Source organism: Pseudarthrobacter sp. MDT3-1 (assembly GCF_054510755.1).
In genome coordinates, this window is sequence record NZ_JBTNDX010000006.1 from 107,930 (window position 1) to 125,053 (window position 17,124).

15 protein-coding genes are annotated in these 17,124 nt (G+C 64.4%); 2 read left to right on the plus strand and 13 right to left on the minus strand.

Annotated elements, in window-relative coordinates; translation table 11 throughout:
- Positions 1-163: 163 nt before the first annotated feature.
- The 10 genes from nrdF to ACX80X_RS06600 all read right to left on the minus strand — a co-directional run bounded on the left by nrdF (position 164) and on the right by ACX80X_RS06600 (position 10,775).
- Entirely contained in the window at positions 164-1,138 is a 975-nt protein-coding gene (nrdF, locus tag ACX80X_RS06555; RefSeq protein WP_459311558.1) for a class 1b ribonucleoside-diphosphate reductase subunit beta, read from the minus strand.
- A complete protein-coding gene (locus ACX80X_RS06560; protein ID WP_459311560.1) occupies positions 1,135-1,929 on the minus strand; it encodes an NUMOD3 domain-containing DNA-binding protein in 795 nt (264 codons plus the stop codon). The genes nrdF and ACX80X_RS06560 overlap by 4 nt, the downstream gene beginning before the upstream one ends.
- A 35-nt stretch (positions 1,930-1,964) precedes the next feature.
- Complete coding sequence (gene nrdE / locus ACX80X_RS06565) at positions 1,965-4,085, minus strand: class 1b ribonucleoside-diphosphate reductase subunit alpha (protein WP_459311599.1); 2,121 nt, start codon at positions 4,083-4,085, stop codon at positions 1,965-1,967.
- Between the two features lie 53 nt (positions 4,086-4,138).
- A complete protein-coding gene (gene nrdI / locus ACX80X_RS06570; protein WP_252599565.1) occupies positions 4,139-4,603 on the minus strand; it encodes a class Ib ribonucleoside-diphosphate reductase assembly flavoprotein NrdI in 465 nt (154 codons plus the stop codon).
- 66 nt (positions 4,604-4,669) lie between these two features.
- Positions 4,670-4,915 carry a glutaredoxin-like protein NrdH gene (gene nrdH, locus ACX80X_RS06575; RefSeq protein ID WP_009356333.1) on the minus strand — a complete coding sequence of 82 codons (246 nt, stop codon included), beginning with the start codon at positions 4,913-4,915 and terminating at the stop codon, positions 4,670-4,672.
- Between the two features lie 290 nt (positions 4,916-5,205).
- On the minus strand, positions 5,206-6,792 hold the full coding sequence (locus ACX80X_RS06580; RefSeq protein ID WP_459311563.1) for an AfsR/SARP family transcriptional regulator: 1,587 nt from the start codon (positions 6,790-6,792) through the stop codon (positions 5,206-5,208).
- Positions 6,793-6,949: 157 nt separating this feature from the next.
- A complete protein-coding gene (locus ACX80X_RS06585; RefSeq protein WP_459311565.1) occupies positions 6,950-7,249 on the minus strand; it encodes a hypothetical protein in 300 nt (99 codons plus the stop codon).
- Positions 7,250-7,300: 51 nt separating this feature from the next.
- Positions 7,301-8,674 carry a class I SAM-dependent methyltransferase gene (locus ACX80X_RS06590; protein ID WP_252599501.1) on the minus strand — a complete coding sequence of 458 codons (1,374 nt, stop codon included), beginning with the start codon at positions 8,672-8,674 and terminating at the stop codon, positions 7,301-7,303.
- Entirely contained in the window at positions 8,671-9,402 is a 732-nt protein-coding gene (locus ACX80X_RS06595) for a DUF1365 domain-containing protein (protein ID WP_252599502.1), read from the minus strand. The genes ACX80X_RS06590 and ACX80X_RS06595 overlap by 4 nt, the downstream gene beginning before the upstream one ends.
- Complete coding sequence (locus tag ACX80X_RS06600; RefSeq protein WP_252599503.1) at positions 9,399-10,775, minus strand: NAD(P)/FAD-dependent oxidoreductase; 1,377 nt, start codon at positions 10,773-10,775, stop codon at positions 9,399-9,401. The genes ACX80X_RS06595 and ACX80X_RS06600 overlap by 4 nt, the downstream gene beginning before the upstream one ends.
- 185 nt (positions 10,776-10,960) lie before the next feature.
- Between ACX80X_RS06600 and ACX80X_RS06605 the strand changes: the two genes are divergently transcribed.
- Together ACX80X_RS06605 and ACX80X_RS06610 are read left to right on the plus strand one after the other, a co-directional pair.
- Positions 10,961-11,878, plus strand: a complete 918-nt coding sequence (locus tag ACX80X_RS06605) for a LysR family transcriptional regulator (protein WP_252599504.1) — start codon at positions 10,961-10,963, stop codon at positions 11,876-11,878.
- Between the two features lie 45 nt (positions 11,879-11,923).
- Positions 11,924-12,430 (plus strand): DUF2004 domain-containing protein, encoded by a 507-nt coding sequence (locus tag ACX80X_RS06610; protein WP_104060889.1) that lies wholly within the window; start codon positions 11,924-11,926, stop codon positions 12,428-12,430.
- Between the two features lie 134 nt (positions 12,431-12,564).
- On the opposite strand, the gene metE is transcribed toward ACX80X_RS06610, so the two are convergent.
- The 3 genes from metE to ACX80X_RS06625 all read right to left on the minus strand — a co-directional run bounded on the left by metE (position 12,565) and on the right by ACX80X_RS06625 (position 17,049).
- Positions 12,565-14,904, minus strand: a complete 2,340-nt coding sequence (metE, locus tag ACX80X_RS06615) for a 5-methyltetrahydropteroyltriglutamate--homocysteine S-methyltransferase (protein ID WP_459311568.1) — start codon at positions 14,902-14,904, stop codon at positions 12,565-12,567.
- Between the two features lie 56 nt (positions 14,905-14,960).
- A complete protein-coding gene (locus ACX80X_RS06620; protein ID WP_459311570.1) occupies positions 14,961-15,926 on the minus strand; it encodes a methylenetetrahydrofolate reductase in 966 nt (321 codons plus the stop codon).
- A gap of 376 nt (positions 15,927-16,302) precedes the next feature.
- Positions 16,303-17,049: a hypothetical protein gene (locus ACX80X_RS06625; protein WP_459311572.1), complete on the minus strand. Its 747-nt coding sequence runs from the start codon at positions 17,047-17,049 to the stop codon at positions 16,303-16,305.
- Positions 17,050-17,124 lie beyond the last annotated feature (75 nt).

The window sequence follows — 17,124 nt, forward strand, 5'->3', positions numbered from 1 at the left end:
AACAAAGAGGCAGTGGGTGTAATCATCACGGTCTAATGACTGGATAGCCATTAGATGCTGCTTCAGAAACCCGGTTGCGATTGCCGTCGCAACCGGGTTTCTCTTCCTTCAATGGAGGAGCATCACTCCCAGGGAGTGGTGCTCCTCCATTCATTGGCGAAGGCTAAAAATTCCAATCTTCGTCCTCAGTGTTGACGGCCTTGCCGATCACGTAGCTCGAACCCGACCCGGAGAAGAAGTCGTGGTTCTCGTCGGCGTTCGGTGACAGGGCCGAGAGGATGGCCGGGTTCACATCGGTGACGGAAGCCGGGAACATGGCCTCGTAGCCCAGGTTCATGAGGGCCTTGTTGGCGTTGTAGTGCAGGAACTTCTTGACGTCCTCGGCCAGGCCAACGGAGTCGTAGAGGTCGTGCGTGTACTGGACTTCGTTTTCGTAGAGCTCGAAGAGCAGCTCGAAGGTGTAATCCTTGATCTCCTGCTTGCGCTCCTCGGAGAGACCTTCTAGGCCTTTCTGGAACTTGTAGCCGATGTAGTAGCCGTGCACGGCCTCATCGCGGATGATCAGGCGGATCAGGTCAGCCGTGTTCGTCAGCTTGGCCCGTGAGGACCAGTACATGGGCAGGTAGAAGCCCGAATAGAACAGGAAGCTCTCCAGCAGGGTGGAGGCCACCTTGCGTTTCAGGGGATCGTCGCCCTGGTAGTAGTCCATGACGATCTGGGCCTTCTTCTGAAGGTTCTCGTTCTCGGTGGACCAGCGGAACGCCTCGTCGATCTCCTTCGTGGAGGCAAGCGTGGAGAAGATGGAGGAGTAGCTCTTCGCGTGCACGGACTCCATGAACGCAATGTTCGTGTAGACGGCTTCCTCGTGCGGGGTGATCGCGTCCGGAATCAACGAAACGGCGCCGACGGTGCCCTGGATGGTGTCCAGCAGGGTCAGGCCGGTGAACACGCGCATGGTGAGCTGCTGCTCGTCCGGAGTCAGCGTGGCCCACGACTGGACGTCGTTGGAGAGCGGGATCTTCTCCGGCAGCCAGAAGTTGTTGACCAGGCGGTTCCAGACGTCGACATCCTTCTCGTCCTGGATGCGGTTCCAGTTGATCGCCTCAACATGGCTGAGAAGCTTTACTCTTTCGGTCATGACTCCGACTCACTTTCTGAAGAAAGACTTGGTTTGGCTGAGTCCTCGACGCAGAATCTGCAGTCGGCTTTCTCTACGCCCTTGTTGGTGTGATGTCTGGTGTGGGCACTGCGTTGGCTGGACGGCTTGGGGATGCCTTTTCGGACCGCCGACATTTTCGCACGGGTTTCGGCACTTGCCTGCTTCCCGAAGTTGGGGTTGCCTGCACCCTTCCTTGCTTCGGAGAACGCCGCCCTGGATTCTTCGCCCATGGTGTGCCCATAGCTTGGGTGGTCCGGACCGAACTTGCCGAAGTTCGCATTGTCAGAACCGGAATTCGTGCCCTTACGATCCTCGGACCACTTCTGGCGCTGCTCCAGGCTGTGGTTCTTCCCGTAGAAGGAAGCTCCCGGCCCGGACTGGCGAGCAATCTTCCGGCCGGTTGAACGAATGCGAGCAGCTTCCCGCATGGCCTCCGTCCACACAACGCCCGTCGGCCCCATTCCACCCTCGGACAGATTCAGCAACCGATCGCCTTCCCTCCGCAAATAGCTGATCCAGTCGATCTCAGCCTGCCCAAGCTCTGGCAGTCCTTCGATCCAGTCCAGCTCATCTGCGATAACGTCAGAGCGATCGTGCTTACGGAGCCAATCGTAGAAGGGCGTCTTGCGCCCCTCGGCGGCCACGCGGAGGTGCTGATGGAAACGACGACTGGCCGTCTTGGTGGTGATACCGATGTAGCGGTATTCGACCTCCCGCCGGAGCCGGATGCCGTAGACCAAGCCGCCTGTCGCCGTCGTCGTTTCCATCATTTCATCCCCTCGCGAAAATCAACTGATTTAGGTTGTCATAGTGCACAGCTGACGCAGCCCTCCACCTCAGTTCCCTCCAGCGCGAGCTGGCGGAGACGGATGTAATAGATGGTCTTGATGCCCTTCTTCCAGGCGTAGATCTGGGCCCGGTTGATGTCGCGCGTGGTGGCCGTGTCCTTGAAGAACAGCGTCAGGGACAGTCCCTGGTCCACGTGCTGGGTGGCTGCGGCGTAGGTGTCGATGACCTTCTCGTAGCCGAGCTCGTACGCGTCCTGGTAGTACTCCAGGTTGTCGTTCGTAAGGTACGGCGCCGGGTAGTACACGCGGCCCAGCTTGCCTTCCTTGCGGATCTCGATCTTGGACGCCACCGGGTGGATCGAGGAGGTGGAGTTGTTGATGTAGGAGATCGAGCCCGTCGGCGGCACAGCCTGCAGGTTCTGGTTGTATATGCCGTGTTCCATGACGGAAGCCTTCAGCTCACGCCAGTCATCCTGGGTGGGGATGTGGATGTTCTTGAACAGCTCCGCGACCTTCTCGGTCTGCGGCACCCATTCCTGCTCCGTGTACTTGTCGAAGAACTCGCCCGAGGCGTACTTGGACTTCTCGAAGCCGCCGAAGGTCTGCCCGGTCTGGATGGACAGCAGGTTGGAGGCGCGGACCGCGTGGTACACCACCGAGTAGAAGTAGATGTTGGTGAAGTCCAGGCCCTCTTCGGAACCGTAGTGGACCCGCTCGCGGGCCAGGTAGCCGTGCAGGTTCATCTGGCCGAGGCCGATCGCGTGGGACTGGTCGTTGCCGCGGGCGATGGACGGCACCGAGGTGATGTTGGACATGTCCGAAACTGCCGAGAGGGACCGGATGGCCGTCTCGATGGTCAGGCCGAAGTCCGGGCTGTCCATGGCCTTCGCGATGTTCAGCGAACCCAGGTTGCAGGAGATGTCCTTGCCGGTCTGGTCGTAGGACAGATCATCGTGGTACGTGGTGGGCTGGGAAACCTGGAGGATCTCCGAGCACAGGTTGGACATGATGATCTTGCCGTCGATCGGGTTTTCCCGGTTCACGGTGTCCTCGAACATGATGTACGGGTAGCCGGATTCGAACTGGATCTCGGCGAGGGTCTGGAAGAACTCGCGCGCCTTGATCTTGGTCTTCTTGATCCGGGAATCGTCCACCATCTCGTAGTACTTCTCGGTGACCGAGACGTCGGAGAACGGCATGCCGTAGACGCGTTCGACGTCGTACGGGGAGAACAGGTACATGTCCTCGTCCTTCTTGGCCAGCTCGAACGTGATGTCCGGGATGACAACGCCCAGCGAGAGGGTCTTGATACGGATCTTCTCATCCGCGTTCTCGCGCTTGGTGTCCAGGAAGCGGTAGATATCCGGGTGGTGCGCGTGCAGGTACACCGCACCGGCACCCTGGCGGGCACCGAGCTGGTTGGCGTAGGAGAAGCTGTCCTCGAGGAGCTTCATCACGGGGATGACGCCGGAGGACTGGTTCTCGATCTGCTTGATCGGGGCGCCGACTTCGCGGATGTTGGTCAGCGCGAACGCCACACCGCCGCCGCGCTTGGACAGCTGCAACGCCGAGTTGATGGACCGGCCGATCGACTCCATGTTGTCTTCGATGCGGAGCAGGAAGCAGGAGACCAGCTCGCCGCGCTGGCGCTTGCCGGCGTTCAGGAACGTGGGCGTGGCCGGCTGGAAGCGGCCTTCGATGATCTCGTCCACCATCTGCAGTGCGAGCTGCTCGTCGCCGCGGGCGAGGTGCAGGGCCACCATGCAGACGCGGTCCTCGTAGCGTTCCAGGAAGCGATTGCCGTCAAACGTCTTCAGCGTGTAGGACGTGTAGAACTTGAATGCGCCCAGGAAGGTCTCGAAGCGGAACTTCTTTTTGTACGCGCGGTTGTAGAGCTCGCGGATGAAGTTCATCGTGTACTGGTCGAGGGTTTCGCGCTCGTAGTACTGGTTCTTCACCAGGTAGTCGAGCTTCTCTTCCAGGTCATGGAAAAAGACGGTGTTGTTGTTCACATGCTGCAGGAAGTACTGGTGTGCAGCCTCGCGGTCGGCCTCGAACTGGATCTCGCCGTTCGGACCGTACAGGTTCAGCATGGCGTTGAGCTCGTGATAGCCCAGGCCCTTATAGGCGGCCGGCATCTCGGGCTTTTCGACGGCGGCGCCTGCGCGGGTGCCCTGGCCTTCGGCCCTGGTTACTTCTGTGTCTGCGACAGTCGTGTCCAAAACGTGTCCAATCCATTGTGTACGCGGGCGACGTCTTCTGGCGTGCCCATTAGTTCAAATCTGTAAAGCCGGGGGACGTTGCACTTGGCGGCAATAATGTCCGCGGCCATGCAGTAGTTGTCCCCGAAGTTTGTGTTGCCTGCACCGATAACCCCACGGATCAGTTGCCTGTTCTGCGGGTCGTTTAGAAAGCGGATCACCTGCTTGGGCACGGAGCCCTCTCCCCCGGTGCCCCCGTAGGTCGGCACCACCAGCACGTAAGGCCGGGTGGCGAGAAGGGGTGCATCCTTTGTATGGAGCGGGATCCGTGCCAGCTCACGTCCGAGCTTCGCGACAAAGCGGCTGGTGTTCTCGGAGGTGGAGGAAAAGTAGATGAGCTGGCTCTGTGTGGTGACAGGCTGCAACGGGTCCACCTGGGCCCTGGCCACTGCCAGTGCTGACACGGGAGTCACCTCATGTGTGGGTATTGAAAGTTGCCGGCTGGCGAAAAGTGCAGGGCCTTAGGCCACGGAGGAAACGGCAGACAGTGCCAGTTCCTCGATCTTGTCCGGGCGGAAGCCTGACCAGTGGTCCTGGTCCGTGACTACAACAGGTGCCTGCATGTAGCCCAGCGCCTTCAGGCGCTCGAGGGCATCGGCGTCCTGGGAGATGTCAACGCTCTGGTAAGTGATGCCCTTTTTGTCCAGCGCACGGTAGGTTGCGTTGCACTGTACACACGCAGGTTTGGTGTAAACCGTAACGGTCATGGTCCTGTCCCCTTTTATCGAAATCTTCGCTCGTCTTTGTCCCGCCCAAGCTAGTACGTCGATACTACATGTAGTGCAGACGGCTCTTCGGAACCCCAAGATGATGTATTACAAGTATGTCATTTAATGCACTTTTAATCCACAGGCAGAGGCCCTCAAAATGTCCGGAATCCCGCCATTTTTGCGGACGTCATCCACACCCTGTGGAGTACTTAGCCACATTTTCCGGCCCGGCGTGTCGCCTGCGGGACGGCGTGTCGCGCGTGGCTCGAACAGGCCAAACCGGAGTCTTAGCTCCGTACCGTGGGCAGCGACGCCAAGAGGCCCATGGCGCGGTCGAGCAGGTCATCCATGCTTCCCCGGGCCGCTCCGGCCACAGCCTGCCTCGCCACGGCATCCGCACGGACCGTGTCCCCGGACTCCAGCGCCGCGCTGGCCTCTGCCAGGAGGATCTCAACCTGTACCCAGGCGTACGAATCAGTGACCCGGCTGCAGAGGATCCCCGCGTTCTTCATCCACTCCAGTGCAGTATCGGCGTTGCCTTCCAGCAAATGCGTGAGCCCGATGGTCTTCGCAGCAAGGCCTTCCCAGCAGGGGTCCTGCAGCTGGCGTGCGAGCGCGAAGGTTGCCTCCGCCTGCTCCCGGACCACCCCGGGCCGTTCTCCATCGGACAGACGGGCATGGGCCAGCCACGCTTCCGGCCAGGGCCGGAATGCCGTCCAGCGTTCGCGGCGGGCCAGTTCGCAGGATTGCCGGGCCCATTCTCCGGCCTCGTCCACGCGGCCCAGGAGAAACAGGCTTCGTGCCCCCAGTCCCAGGTTCCAGGCTTCACGCCTGACGGAACCGGCACTCCGGCTCAGCTCGACGGCGGCAGCGAACTGGTCGGCACCTGCTTCAAGCTTGCCCCAGTCGCTGAGGTTCATGGCTTCAAACCCGGCGATCGCCGCGTCGAGGGACGGATCCCCGGTTGCCAGCCCGCGGGCAGTTTCCAGGTATCCGGCGGCACTGGCCCGCCGTCCGGCGAGGATGTCAACATATGCCAGCTCCGACAGCGCCTTTGCCGCTACCGGCTCCGCGCCAGCGGCAGACGCCAGGTCTACGGCGGCGGCAAGAATGATGGAGCCTTCGTCGTCGTAGCCTCGAATTGAGTGGACGAGCGCCGCGCCGAGCTCGGTCAGGCAGCGGCTCAGCAGTTCCTTGTCGCCGGATAACTCGGCTGCGGCGGACGCTCCGCGCAGGCATTCGATCCCGGCGTCGGCAGCGCCGGCTGACAGGGCGGCAAGCCCGGCCTCGCACAGGGACTGGGCGGACGCGCGGGCTGAAACACCGGGTACCGGCGCCGCGACGGCGGGCCGTGCGGCCGCGCGGAGGGCCGCGGTGGGCCTTGTTCCGAGCTCGGCGGCGAACATTGCTTCGCTGGCGTCGGCCTGCCGGAGGGCAGCGTCCACATCACCGGATGAGGCCAGCGCCTTGACCAGCAGGATGTGCGGCCCTTCTTCGAAGGGCGCCCGTGCCACCATGGCCCGGGAAAGTTCCACGGCCCGGGCGGACTGCCGGGCAGAAAGCGCCCGAAGAGCGGCCTGCCTCAGGGCGCTGAGCACCTCACTGTCCACCCTCTGGCGCTCCACCAGGAGCCAGGACTCAAACCCTGGCGATCCCTTGACGTCGATCCCTTCCAGGAAGTGCCCTTCGGGAATCTCCGTTTCCAGCACGCCCCGCGAGAGTTCGGCCACGTCCACAGCTATATCCGGACCGAGCCCGTGCGAGACAGGGTTGCCCCGGAAAGCTTCGGCCAGGCCCGTTTTCCGACGCAGTTCAGCCAGCGTCCACCGCAGTGCCCCCATGGGATCGTCGGCGTCAGAAAACAGCTCATCCACGAGAACCTGGCGGGAAACCGGCCCCGATGACCGGACCAGCCTCCCCAATACGGCCCAGCTCTTGTGGCCTCTGGGCCCGGGAATCGGCTGGCCGTCGCGTTCAAGACCCAATCTGCCGATCAACCGAAGGCGCAGCACAAGCACAATGTAGCAACGCTCAGGCAGCCAGCACCAGAGCGGGTGCCGGATTGAGCTGCGCCAGGGGTTCAGCCTGGGCGGGCGCACCCAACTCACGCACCAACACACCGTGAACGATGCCAAATGCCCGCAGCCGGGCTACCTCCGAACCGTCCCAGTCATTGAGCGCGGCCGCCGCGCCCGGCGCAAACGGCTGGACCGCGGATGCCATCATCTCCAGGGTCCGGCGATCCCTCTGGGTGCCCTCAGCCACGATACGGTCGGCTGTGAGGGTGATGAAGGTATTCAGTTCTGCTGTGGTGTTCCAATTAGTTTCCATAACTGGAGTTTCCAGCGCCGGCGTGTGACCGTGCGTGTGACCACCTGAAAATTAAAGCTGAGCCTCCCTGCGGTCCAGCACAATCTGCTGCACGTCCAGGTAGCCGGACTGGAAACCCGCCCGTGAATAGCACAGGTAGAACAGCCACATCCGCTGGAACACGGCGTCGAACCCCAGCCCGCCCACCTCCAGTGAGCGGTCCATGAACCGCCCCTCCCAGAGGCGCAGGGTCGCGGCGTAGTGATCGCCCAGGCCCATCCGTTCCCGCACGCGGAGTGTGGTGTGCTGCTGGGTCACGCTTTCGATGGCCCGCACTGAGGGAAGGAAGCCACCGGGGAAAATGTACTTGTGCACCCAGGTGTACGCGTTGCGCGTAGCCAGCATGCGGCCGTGCGGCATGGTGATGGCCTGGATGGCCACCTTCCCGCCCGGGGCCAGCACGCGGTCAATGGTCTGGAAGTAGATGGGCCAGTACTCATAACCAACCGCCTCGATCATCTCCACCGACACCACGGCGTCGAACTCGCCCTCCACGGCCCGGTAATCCTGCAGCGCAACCGTCACCTGGTCTGCGTAACCGGCAGCCGCAATCCTTTCCTGCGCCAGCGCCCGCTGCTCACTGGACAGCGTCACGCTGTAAACGGTGGCACCACGGGCTGCTGCCCGGAGGGCCAGTTCACCCCAGCCGGTGCCGATCTCCAGCAGCCGCGTGCCTGATCCGACGCCGGCCTTGTCCAGCAGCCTGTCGATCTTGGTCTGCTGGGCCTCCGCCAACGCGTCCCACGGGACCGCATCCAGCGCACCGTCGCTCAGCGGGAAAAGCGCCGAGGAGTAGCTCATGGTGGTGTCCAGGAAGTGGGAGAAGAGCTCGTTGGAGAGGTCGTAGTGCCGCGAGATGTTGCTGCGCGTGTTGTGCTCTTCATTGCGTTCCTGCCGCGGCGTCCGGGGCAGGTACAGGGTCCGCAGCTTCTGCAGCGGAGCGGGAATCAGCGTGTCCACGGACGCGGCGAAGACCTCCAGCACCCCGGCGAGGTCTGATGCTTCCCAGTCCCCCGCCATAAACGACTCGCCCAGCCCGATCAGGCCGTTGTCCCCGATCCGCACTTCGAACGCTGCCGGCCTGAGCATGGTCATCACCGGCGCGTCCAGGCCGCCGGTGCCCAGCACTGAACCGTCCGGGTAGGCAACGCGCAGGGGCAGCCGGCGCACCGCCGCCTTGAACAGCAGGCCGGCGGCCTTGCCCGCCACCAGCGCTTTAGTGCCCGACGGCGCGTGGGCAACACCGGGCCACACTTCCGGATCGATGGTGGCCGGCGACGCCGGTACCCCGGCAGCGGTCCGTTCCGTCACCGGGTGCCGTGCGGCTGACTTCGCGGCGGAGACCTCCGCAGTCGCGGCTGTTCCGTTCTCATCGGTCATTGTCATTGGACTGCCTCCTGTGAGGGGTGATGTGGTTTTTTGATGACTGGCAGGCGTCGAGCCCAGAGTTTGATGCCCTGGATCCGGATCAGCGCCGATACCAGCAGCGGCGCGGCCGGGACGGCAATGGCCGCTGCCAGGATGTTCCTGACGGTGGCCGGGTGCCGGTCCCCGTCCATGGTTGCGGCGAACGGCCGTTGACCTTCCCGCTCCAGGACGATGGAGACGGACAGCCGTTGCTCCGGGGCGGGCAGCTTCATCCGGTACTGCCCGTCAACGTCATTGAACGGTGAAACGTAGAAGGCCTTGGGCACGCTGGCCCGGCCGGAAAGATCCGTTTCCAGGAGGTAGCAGTGGCGTTCGCCGTAGGTGTTGTGGACCTCGGCGATGACGCACTGCAGCTCCCCGGACATCCGGTAGCACCAGAAGATGGTGAGCGGGTTGAAGACGTGGCCGAAAACCCGGGCGCTGGTCAGCATCCGGATGGCCCCGCCGTCGGGCTCTATCTCCCGGGTCCGCAGGAACCGTTCCACGTTGCTGCGGATGGTGGCGTCGGGATCGCCCAGGTGGTCGGCGACCCGGAAGACAGCCAGCGGCCGCATGAGCCGGGGCAGAACCGGGAGCCGGTCCACGTCCACAAACCAGCTGTAGCTCCGGTAGGTGAACGCATTCTTCAGCGGCGTCTGGCGCACGTGGGAAATGGACGTGCGGTAGATGGCTGCGGTTGAGCTCATGCGCCCTCCGAGGCTGGGAGCAGTTCAGGCTCGGGTGCCTGGATCCCGGAAGTGTCCCAGGTGCGTCCCAGGCTCGCGGCGGCACGGACACCGGCCAGGGCGCCGTCCTCATGGAACCCCCAGCCCAGGTAGGCGCCGGCGTAGGCAATGCGGTCATCACTCAGGGCTGCAATGCGCTGCTGTGCCCGCAATGATTCGGGGGTGTACTGGGGGTGTTCGTAGACCATGCGTTCAAGGACCCGGTCCTCGGCGATGAGCTCGGACTCCCCCAGGCTCACCAGGTACGGCTGGCCATCGGCTGGCTCCAGGCGCTGCAGCCGGGTGAGATCGTAGCTGACCAGGACCTTGTCCGGGCGGGCTTCGCAGTCCGGGAGCCGGTAGTTCCAGGACGCCCTGGCATTGTCGGCTGTGGGCAGGACGGCCGGGTCCCGGTGGAAAACGGTGTGGTTGACGGAGTAGGGCATCTGGCCGAGGGCGTCTTTTTCGGCCGGTGTGGCGTCCGCGAGGAAGCTCAGGGCCTGGGCCGGGTGCGTGGCAATGACCACGGCCTCGAAATCCTCGACTCCGTGATCAGTGTCCACTTCCACGCCGAGGGCGTGGCGCCGGATAGCGGTGACCGGACTGCTAAGCCTGATGTCCGGGAGCGTGGCGGCCAACTTCGCCACGTACTGCCCCGAACCGCCGGTGACCGTCCGCCACTGCGGCGAACCCTTGACGCCCAGCATGCCGTGGTGGCCCAAAAACGTGAAGAGGTAGCGCGCCGGATAGGACAGTGCCGTGGTGGGATCGCACGACCACACCGCGCTGACCACCGGCGTCATGAAATGGGAGATGAAGTACTTGCTGAAGCGTTCCTTTGCCAGGAAGTCACCGAGGGTCAGCTCCGCGCCGCCCGCACCAGGGCCGGCGTCGGACGCGGGAGCCGACTCAATCAGAGTGCGGGCCCTGCGGTAGAAGCGCATGAGCTCCAGCAGCATCAGCAGGTAGCGTCCGCGCAGCAGGCTGGACGGGCGGGCGATGATGCCGCGACCGCCCCCACGGGCCCCGGCGTATTCCAGGCCGCAGCCGTCACAGCGGACGGACATACTCATTTCGGAGTCCTGCGTCTCCACGCCCAGCTCGGCGAACAGCCGCAGCAGGGTGGGATAGGTCCGCTCGTTGTGGACGATGAAGCCGGTGTCGATGCCGAGAACGGATCCATCCGGCTGCGCGACATTGTGGGTGTGGGCGTGGCCGCCCAGCCTGCTGTCCGCCTCGAAAAGGGTGACGTTGTCTTGCCGGTTCAGGACATACGCGGCCGTCAGGCCGGCCACTCCGCTGCCCACGACGGCGATGCGCCGTCCGTGCGGCTTGAAGGTCGAGTTCCCTGCCAAAGACACTGTTTTGCTCCCCTGCTCGGACTGCATGTGCGCTTGCTCGGTGCAAACTCTCTAGGGGCAGTTCGACGCCGTGGGGCCGGTGGATGACTGAGTTGCGGTAAATCTTTGTGCCAGAATGAAGCGGGCGTTCCATCCCCGGCACACCGCAGTGCCAAGGCGGCCCTGACCGAAGGACAGCGTTGGTAAATCCCGTACATCTGAAGACCCTCCTGGAAGTTACCCGGCTGGGCTCGTTCGCGGCCGCAGCGGCACGCCTGGGCTACACGGCGTCGGCTGTCTCGCAACAGATGTCCGCCCTGGAACGCGAAACGGGCGTGGTCCTGTTCCAGCGTTCGGCCCGCAGCGTGGTCCCCACGGAAGCGGCGGAAGTGATGACCCGGCACGCCGCGAAGGTGCTGACGGACATCGAAGCGCTGATGGCGGCAGCCTCCAAGACACACAGCAGCACCAGCCAGGAGCTCCGGCTGGGAATCTTCCCCAGCCTGGCTACCTATGTCCTCCCGCGCATCCTGAAGAATCCGGCGTGGAAGGACCTGGCCATCGACCTCAAAGTAACGGTGGCCGAACCGGCCCAGACCATCCAGGGACTGCGCACCGGCGGAGAGCTGGATGTGGCGCTCGTTTTCCAGGTGGGCCAGTCCGGGCTCGCCTGGCCGCACACTATTAACCGGCAGTGGATCGGCGATGACAACTTCCGCGTGGTGCTCCCCGCGGGCTGGGGTTTCCGCACGGACGCCAAGGTGGCGGCGGACCATTTGTCCGAGCTGCCCTGGATCATGCACCACCCCGGGAGCCCCGATGCCGTAGTGATTGAGCGTCTCTTTGCCAGCTGCAACCTGCATCCGCGCGTGGTGGCCCACAGCGACGACTTCCATGCCAGCCTCGAAATGGCGGCCGCCGGACTGGGCGCGGCGCTGGTGCCCGAGCTCGCATTGCGGAACCGGCCGGCCGGCGTTGTGGTGCTGGACGTTCCCGAGATCCGGCTGGCCCGGAACGTGTTTGCCCTGCTCATCAACGAGAAGAAGACCGCCCGGGTGCAGCTGTTTGTGGACCTGCTCGCCGAGACGATGGCCGCTGCGGGGTCCTCAGGCAATTAGCCCGGAATGCTGGAAAGCGCAGCACTTGGGGGCTATGTTGAAGGTATGAACAGGGTAGCGAGCCAGCACTTTGGAGAAATCGAGCTCAACCACGGCAGGGATCACAACATCGCCGCCAAACATGAGCTGGGTGGCCAGGTATTGGAACTTGACCTGAACATCAACGCACACGACCACTTTGACGAAGCGGCCATGCACAAGGTGGACTACCGGCTGCGGTTCCTCCCCGAACTGGTGGATGAGGTGCGGCAGATGATCGCCGACGAGCTGGAGCAGGAAGGCACCAGCCCCCAGGAATACCTCCACTTCCACTGCAGCGCCCTCAAGGACGAGCACCTGCAGAAAGTCTTCGGCGTGGAGGAACGCAGCCAGCTCACCAACGACGTCTTCCTCAAAGCCCTCAAACTCGGCCACGTGGGCATCTTCCCCGGACAGCCTGAACGCTACTTCGTGATGGACTTCACCCTGGGCTCACACTTCACGGACGAGGTCCTGGTGGTAGCCGCCGACGAAGACGGCGTGGTGGACGACGAAATCCTCTGGGAGTCCTGAACCCTTTCATCGATTGCTGAGTAAGCGCCGTTTTGGGGGCTCAAAAGGGCGGCTGCTCAGCAATCGATGAGTAAAGTACGACGGCGGCCGGTCACCTTTCGGTGACCGGCCGCCGTCGGCGTTAATGCGGTGGGTTACTTCGCGGACTCCAGCAGGCCGGCGCGGACCGTCTTGGTGGCCTTGACCAGGTTGCGCAGGGACTCTTCGGTCTCGGCGTAGCCGCGGGTCTTCAGGCCGCAGTCCGGGTTGACCCAGAGCTGGCGTGACGGGACGTGCTTGACGGCGGTGGCCAGGAGTTCGGTGACCTCGGCTTCGCCCGGAACACGCGGCGAGTGGATGTCGTAGACGCCCGGACCAACGCCGCGGCCGAAGCCGTGGGACTCGAGGTCGTGGACTACCTCCATGCGGGACCGTGCCGCTTCGATGGAAGTGACGTCTGCGTCGAGGCCGTCAATGGCGTCGATGATCACGCCGAACTCCGAGTAGCAGAGGTGCGTGTGGATCTGCGTGGCGTCGGCCGCACCGGCCGTGGCCAGGCGGAAGGAATCCACTGACCACTTCAGGTAGGTGGCGTGGTCTGCCTTGCGCAGCGGCAGGAGCTCGCGCAGTGCGGGCTCGTCCACCTGGATGACCTTGATGCCGGCAGCCTCGAGGTCCGCGATTTCGTCGCGGAGGGCCAGGCCAACCTGGTTGGCGGTCTCGCCCAGCGGCTGGTCATCGCGGACGAAGGACCAGGCCAGGATGGTGACCGGACCGGTGAGCATGCCCTTCATCGGCTTGCTGGTCAGCGACTGGGCGTACTCGGCCCAGGCCACGGTGATGGGGGCGCTGCGGGTGACGTCGCCCCAGAGGATGGACGGGCGGGTGCAGCGTGAGCCGTAGGACTGGACCCAGCCGTGGACCGTGACGTCGAAGCCTTCGAGGTTCTCGGCGAAGTACTGGACCATGTCGTTGCGCTCGGGCTCGCCGTGCACCAGGACGTCGTAACCGAGCTCTTCCTGCAGCTCAACAACGCGCTTGATCTCGTCCTTCATGAGCTGCTCGTACTGCTCGTTGGTGAGGTCGCCCTTGTTGTTGCGGGCTCGCGCCGAGCGGATTTCGGACGTCTGCGGGAAGGAGCCGATGGTGGTGGTGGGCAACGGCGGGAGGTGCAGGGCCTCTTCCTGAGCGGCTTCGCGGACTGCGTAGGCGGAGCGGCTGAAGTCCGCTGCGGTCAGGGCCTCGGTGCGGGCCCGGACGTCGTCGCGGCGGACGCCTTCGGCGATGGCGCGGGCTGCGATGACGGCGGATGCCTCGTCGATGGCTGCTTTGGCGGAGGCCGGGTCGGCCAGGTAGGACGCGAGGGTCTTGACTTCCACGGCCTTCTGGTCGGCGAACGCAAGCCAGCTGCGCAGCTCGTCGGAGAGCTGGCCTTCTTCGGTGACGTCGTGCGGGACGTGCTGGGTGGAGGTGGAGGTGCTGACGGCGATCCGGCCGGCGGCAGCCTTCAGTTCGTCCAGCTTGGCGGCGGCGACGGCCAGGTCGTTGCGCCAGATGTTGTGGCCGTCAACGACGCCGGCAACCAGGGTCTTGTTGCCAAGGCCGGCCAGGGCCGCTGCGGACGGGACCGCGCCCTTGAAGGCGTCGATGTGCAGGGCGTCGATGTTGGTGGCGGCAAGTGTGCCCAGCTGGCCATCGAGGGCGCCGTACGGGGTGGAGACAAGGATCTGCGGGCGCTTGGCCGCACCGGAGAGGACTTCGTAAGCGCGGGCAACGGCTGCTTCGATTTCGGCGGCCGGGGTGTCCTGGTCAACAACCAGGGCGGGCTCGTCCAGCTGGATCCAGCTGGCGCCTGCGGCGGCGAGCTTCTCGAGCAGCTGCACGTAGACCGGCAGGACGTCTTCGAGGCGGGACAGCGGAGCGAAGCCTGCGGGGGCTTCATCCGAAGCCTTGGAGAGCAGCAGGTAGGTGACCGGGCCAACGATGTACGGGCGGGTCTCGATGCCGTTGGACAGGGCGAACTCGAATTCCTCAACGATGCGGTTGGAGGCGAGGGTGAACTCGGTCTCCGGGCCGATCTCCGGAACGAGGTAGTGGTAGTTCGTGTCGAACCACTTGGTCATTTCCAGTGGCTGCTGGTCCTTGGTGCCACGGGCCAGGGTGAAGTAGCCGTCGATGTCGAGCTGGCCTTCGGCGTTGAGGAGCTTGCCGAAGCGGGCCGGGACAGCGCCGAGGTGGGCGGTGGCGTCCAGGACCTGGTCGTAGTAGGAGAACGTGCCCGGAACAGCGGCGGCTTCGGTGAGGCCCAGTTCCTGCAGGCGCTTGGCGATGGTCAGCTGGATGCCCTTGGCGGCGGCGTCCAGGGCAGCAGCGTCGATCTTGCCGGCCCAGTAGGCTTCGATGGCCTTTTTGAGCTCGCGGCGGCGGCCGATGCGCGGGTAGCCGAGGAGTGACGCGGCCGGGAACGGAGTGGCGGGGGTGTTCTGTTCAGTCATGGGAGATTCCTTGAGTGTTAGTGGAAACTGTGAATGGTCTGGCGGATGTTGGAAGGTCAGCTGGCGAGCTGGCGAGGGAGGGTGGCGCTGCGGCGGGCAACTGAACGGGACTGGCGCGGAAGTGCCAGTTTGTCCAGCACCTCCAGCGCGCTCTGGTGTTCGTTGAAGGTGTAGATGTGGATGCCCGGCGCTCCGGCCTCGAGGGCCGCGTTGGCCAGGTCCACCGTGGCCCGGACACCGATCCGGAGTCGTTCGCTGTCGCTGTCCGCGGCGGCCAGGCGGGCCAGGAGTTCCGGTGCCGGTTCAACGCCGGTCAGTTCGCCGAGCCGTGTGACCCGGCGCAGGCTGGTGAGCGGCATAACGCCCGGGATGATGGGGATGGTGACCCCGGCCCGGCGTGCGCGGCTGATGAGGTTCGCGTACTGCTCGGTATGGAAGAAGACCTGCGTGATGGCAAAGTCGGCGCCGGAACGCTGCTTGGCGAGCAGCACCTCGACGTCGTGGGCTTCACTGGGTGATTCCGGGTGCCGGGTGGGGTACGCGGCGACGCCCACGGCGATCTTGCCTGCACACAGCAGGGCCGACCGCCGCTGTTCAACCCGCCGGATAAGTTCGATCAGGTCCTGCGCATACCGCAGTGACCCTGCGGCGAGCGGTGCACCGTCCTTGGGCTGGTCGCCCCGGAGGGCCAGGATGCCCCGGACCCCGGTGTCCAGGAGGTCGCCGATGATCTCCGCAAGTTCCTCCGGCGTGTTGCCCACGCAGGTGAGGTGGGCGAGGGGCCGGAGCGTGGTTTCCAGGAGGAGCCTGTTGATGAGTTCGACGGCGGTGTCCCGGTTCGAGCCACTGGCACCGTAGGTGACGGAGACATAGTCCGGCTCGGTGGTTTCCAGTTCCCGGATGGTGGTCCAGAGCGACTCGGCCGCGGCCGGCGAGCGGGGCGGGAAGAGCTCGTACGAGAGCGCCACGGGGGCAGTCTCGGTGAGGTTCGGATGCGTTTCAATAAGGCTTGGCGGTGACATTTGCGTCCTTGGCTTTGGGCCATTGCCGGCTACCGGTCAGCAAATGTGACGGTGAAGCCGGGAATGAATTTGAGTTTGGGAACACGGAAAACTCCACAGGGACGCAGCCGCGACTGTTACGCCTGTAATGAAGTTGTCCGTGAGCAAATGTCAGGCCCACATGGGGGCACCCACACCCTCCACAATCGGAGGATCGCTGACACGTTACCTCGGTAACTTGTATAGAACTCTAGGAGCCCGCGGGGCACCCTTCAAGTCCACTGCCGAATTAAGACGCAGCTTTACGGCGTGTTTCGCATTGGTGCAGAATTTTGTTCGCCATATTGGTCAACGGATTCATCGGGGCATACTGCAGACCCGCCGCTGCCTTGGCCTGTTACCAGGGCCGGTCAACACCCGGCCCGAAGCCATCGTCCCGGAGGTACTCGTCCCGCTCCTGCCCGGAATTCCGCTCGCTTTGGGCTTCCCTGGCGCTGTCCCTGAGCTGCTCAAGCTGGCTCTGCTGGCCCGGATCCGCCGGAAGCGCGTCCTGCCCAGGCGCTTCCGGCGGTTGCGGGGTGGTGTTGTCCGCAGCCGCTGCATCGGCCTTTTGCTGCAGCCGCTCCGCCGCCTGTTTCAGTTGCTCCCCCGCGCCGGATTCGGCGCTGGCATCAGCGCCGGCATCCGCGCCGGAGTCAAAGCAGCCCTCCGGAGCAGCCTCCACTACCGCAACGCCTTCGGCGAACAGTGCCGCCGCCGTCGGATCTTCTGTTTTGGCCTCGGCGTCACCGAGGCGTTCGATGGTGAGGGCCAGGTTGACCCGGACGACGCACTCGTCGGCCGGGCCCGCCAGGGACAGTGCTTCCTCGAAACGTTGGCGGGCACCAGCGAAGTCCCCGGCGAGGAACAGGCCGTCACCCTCGGCGAACGGCGCCTTGTGCGGCTCGATGAAATTGGCGGTCCTCAGTCCGCCCGCAGCATCCGCCACGCTGCCGGAGTCCCCGGCCGCGAAGGACCGGGCAGCAGTGTCGGCGAGGATGCCCACGCTGAGCATCTTCGCGGCCAGGCACAGGACCAGGAGTGCGGGCAGCGCAGACCACCACCACAGCCGACGGCGTCGCTCCCGCCGGTCCCGCGAGGTCACCGGCGGCGCCTGTTTCTGCGGTGCCGGTTCCGGGGGTGCCGGCGTGGGCGTTGGCGTTGGCGTTGGCGTTGGCGG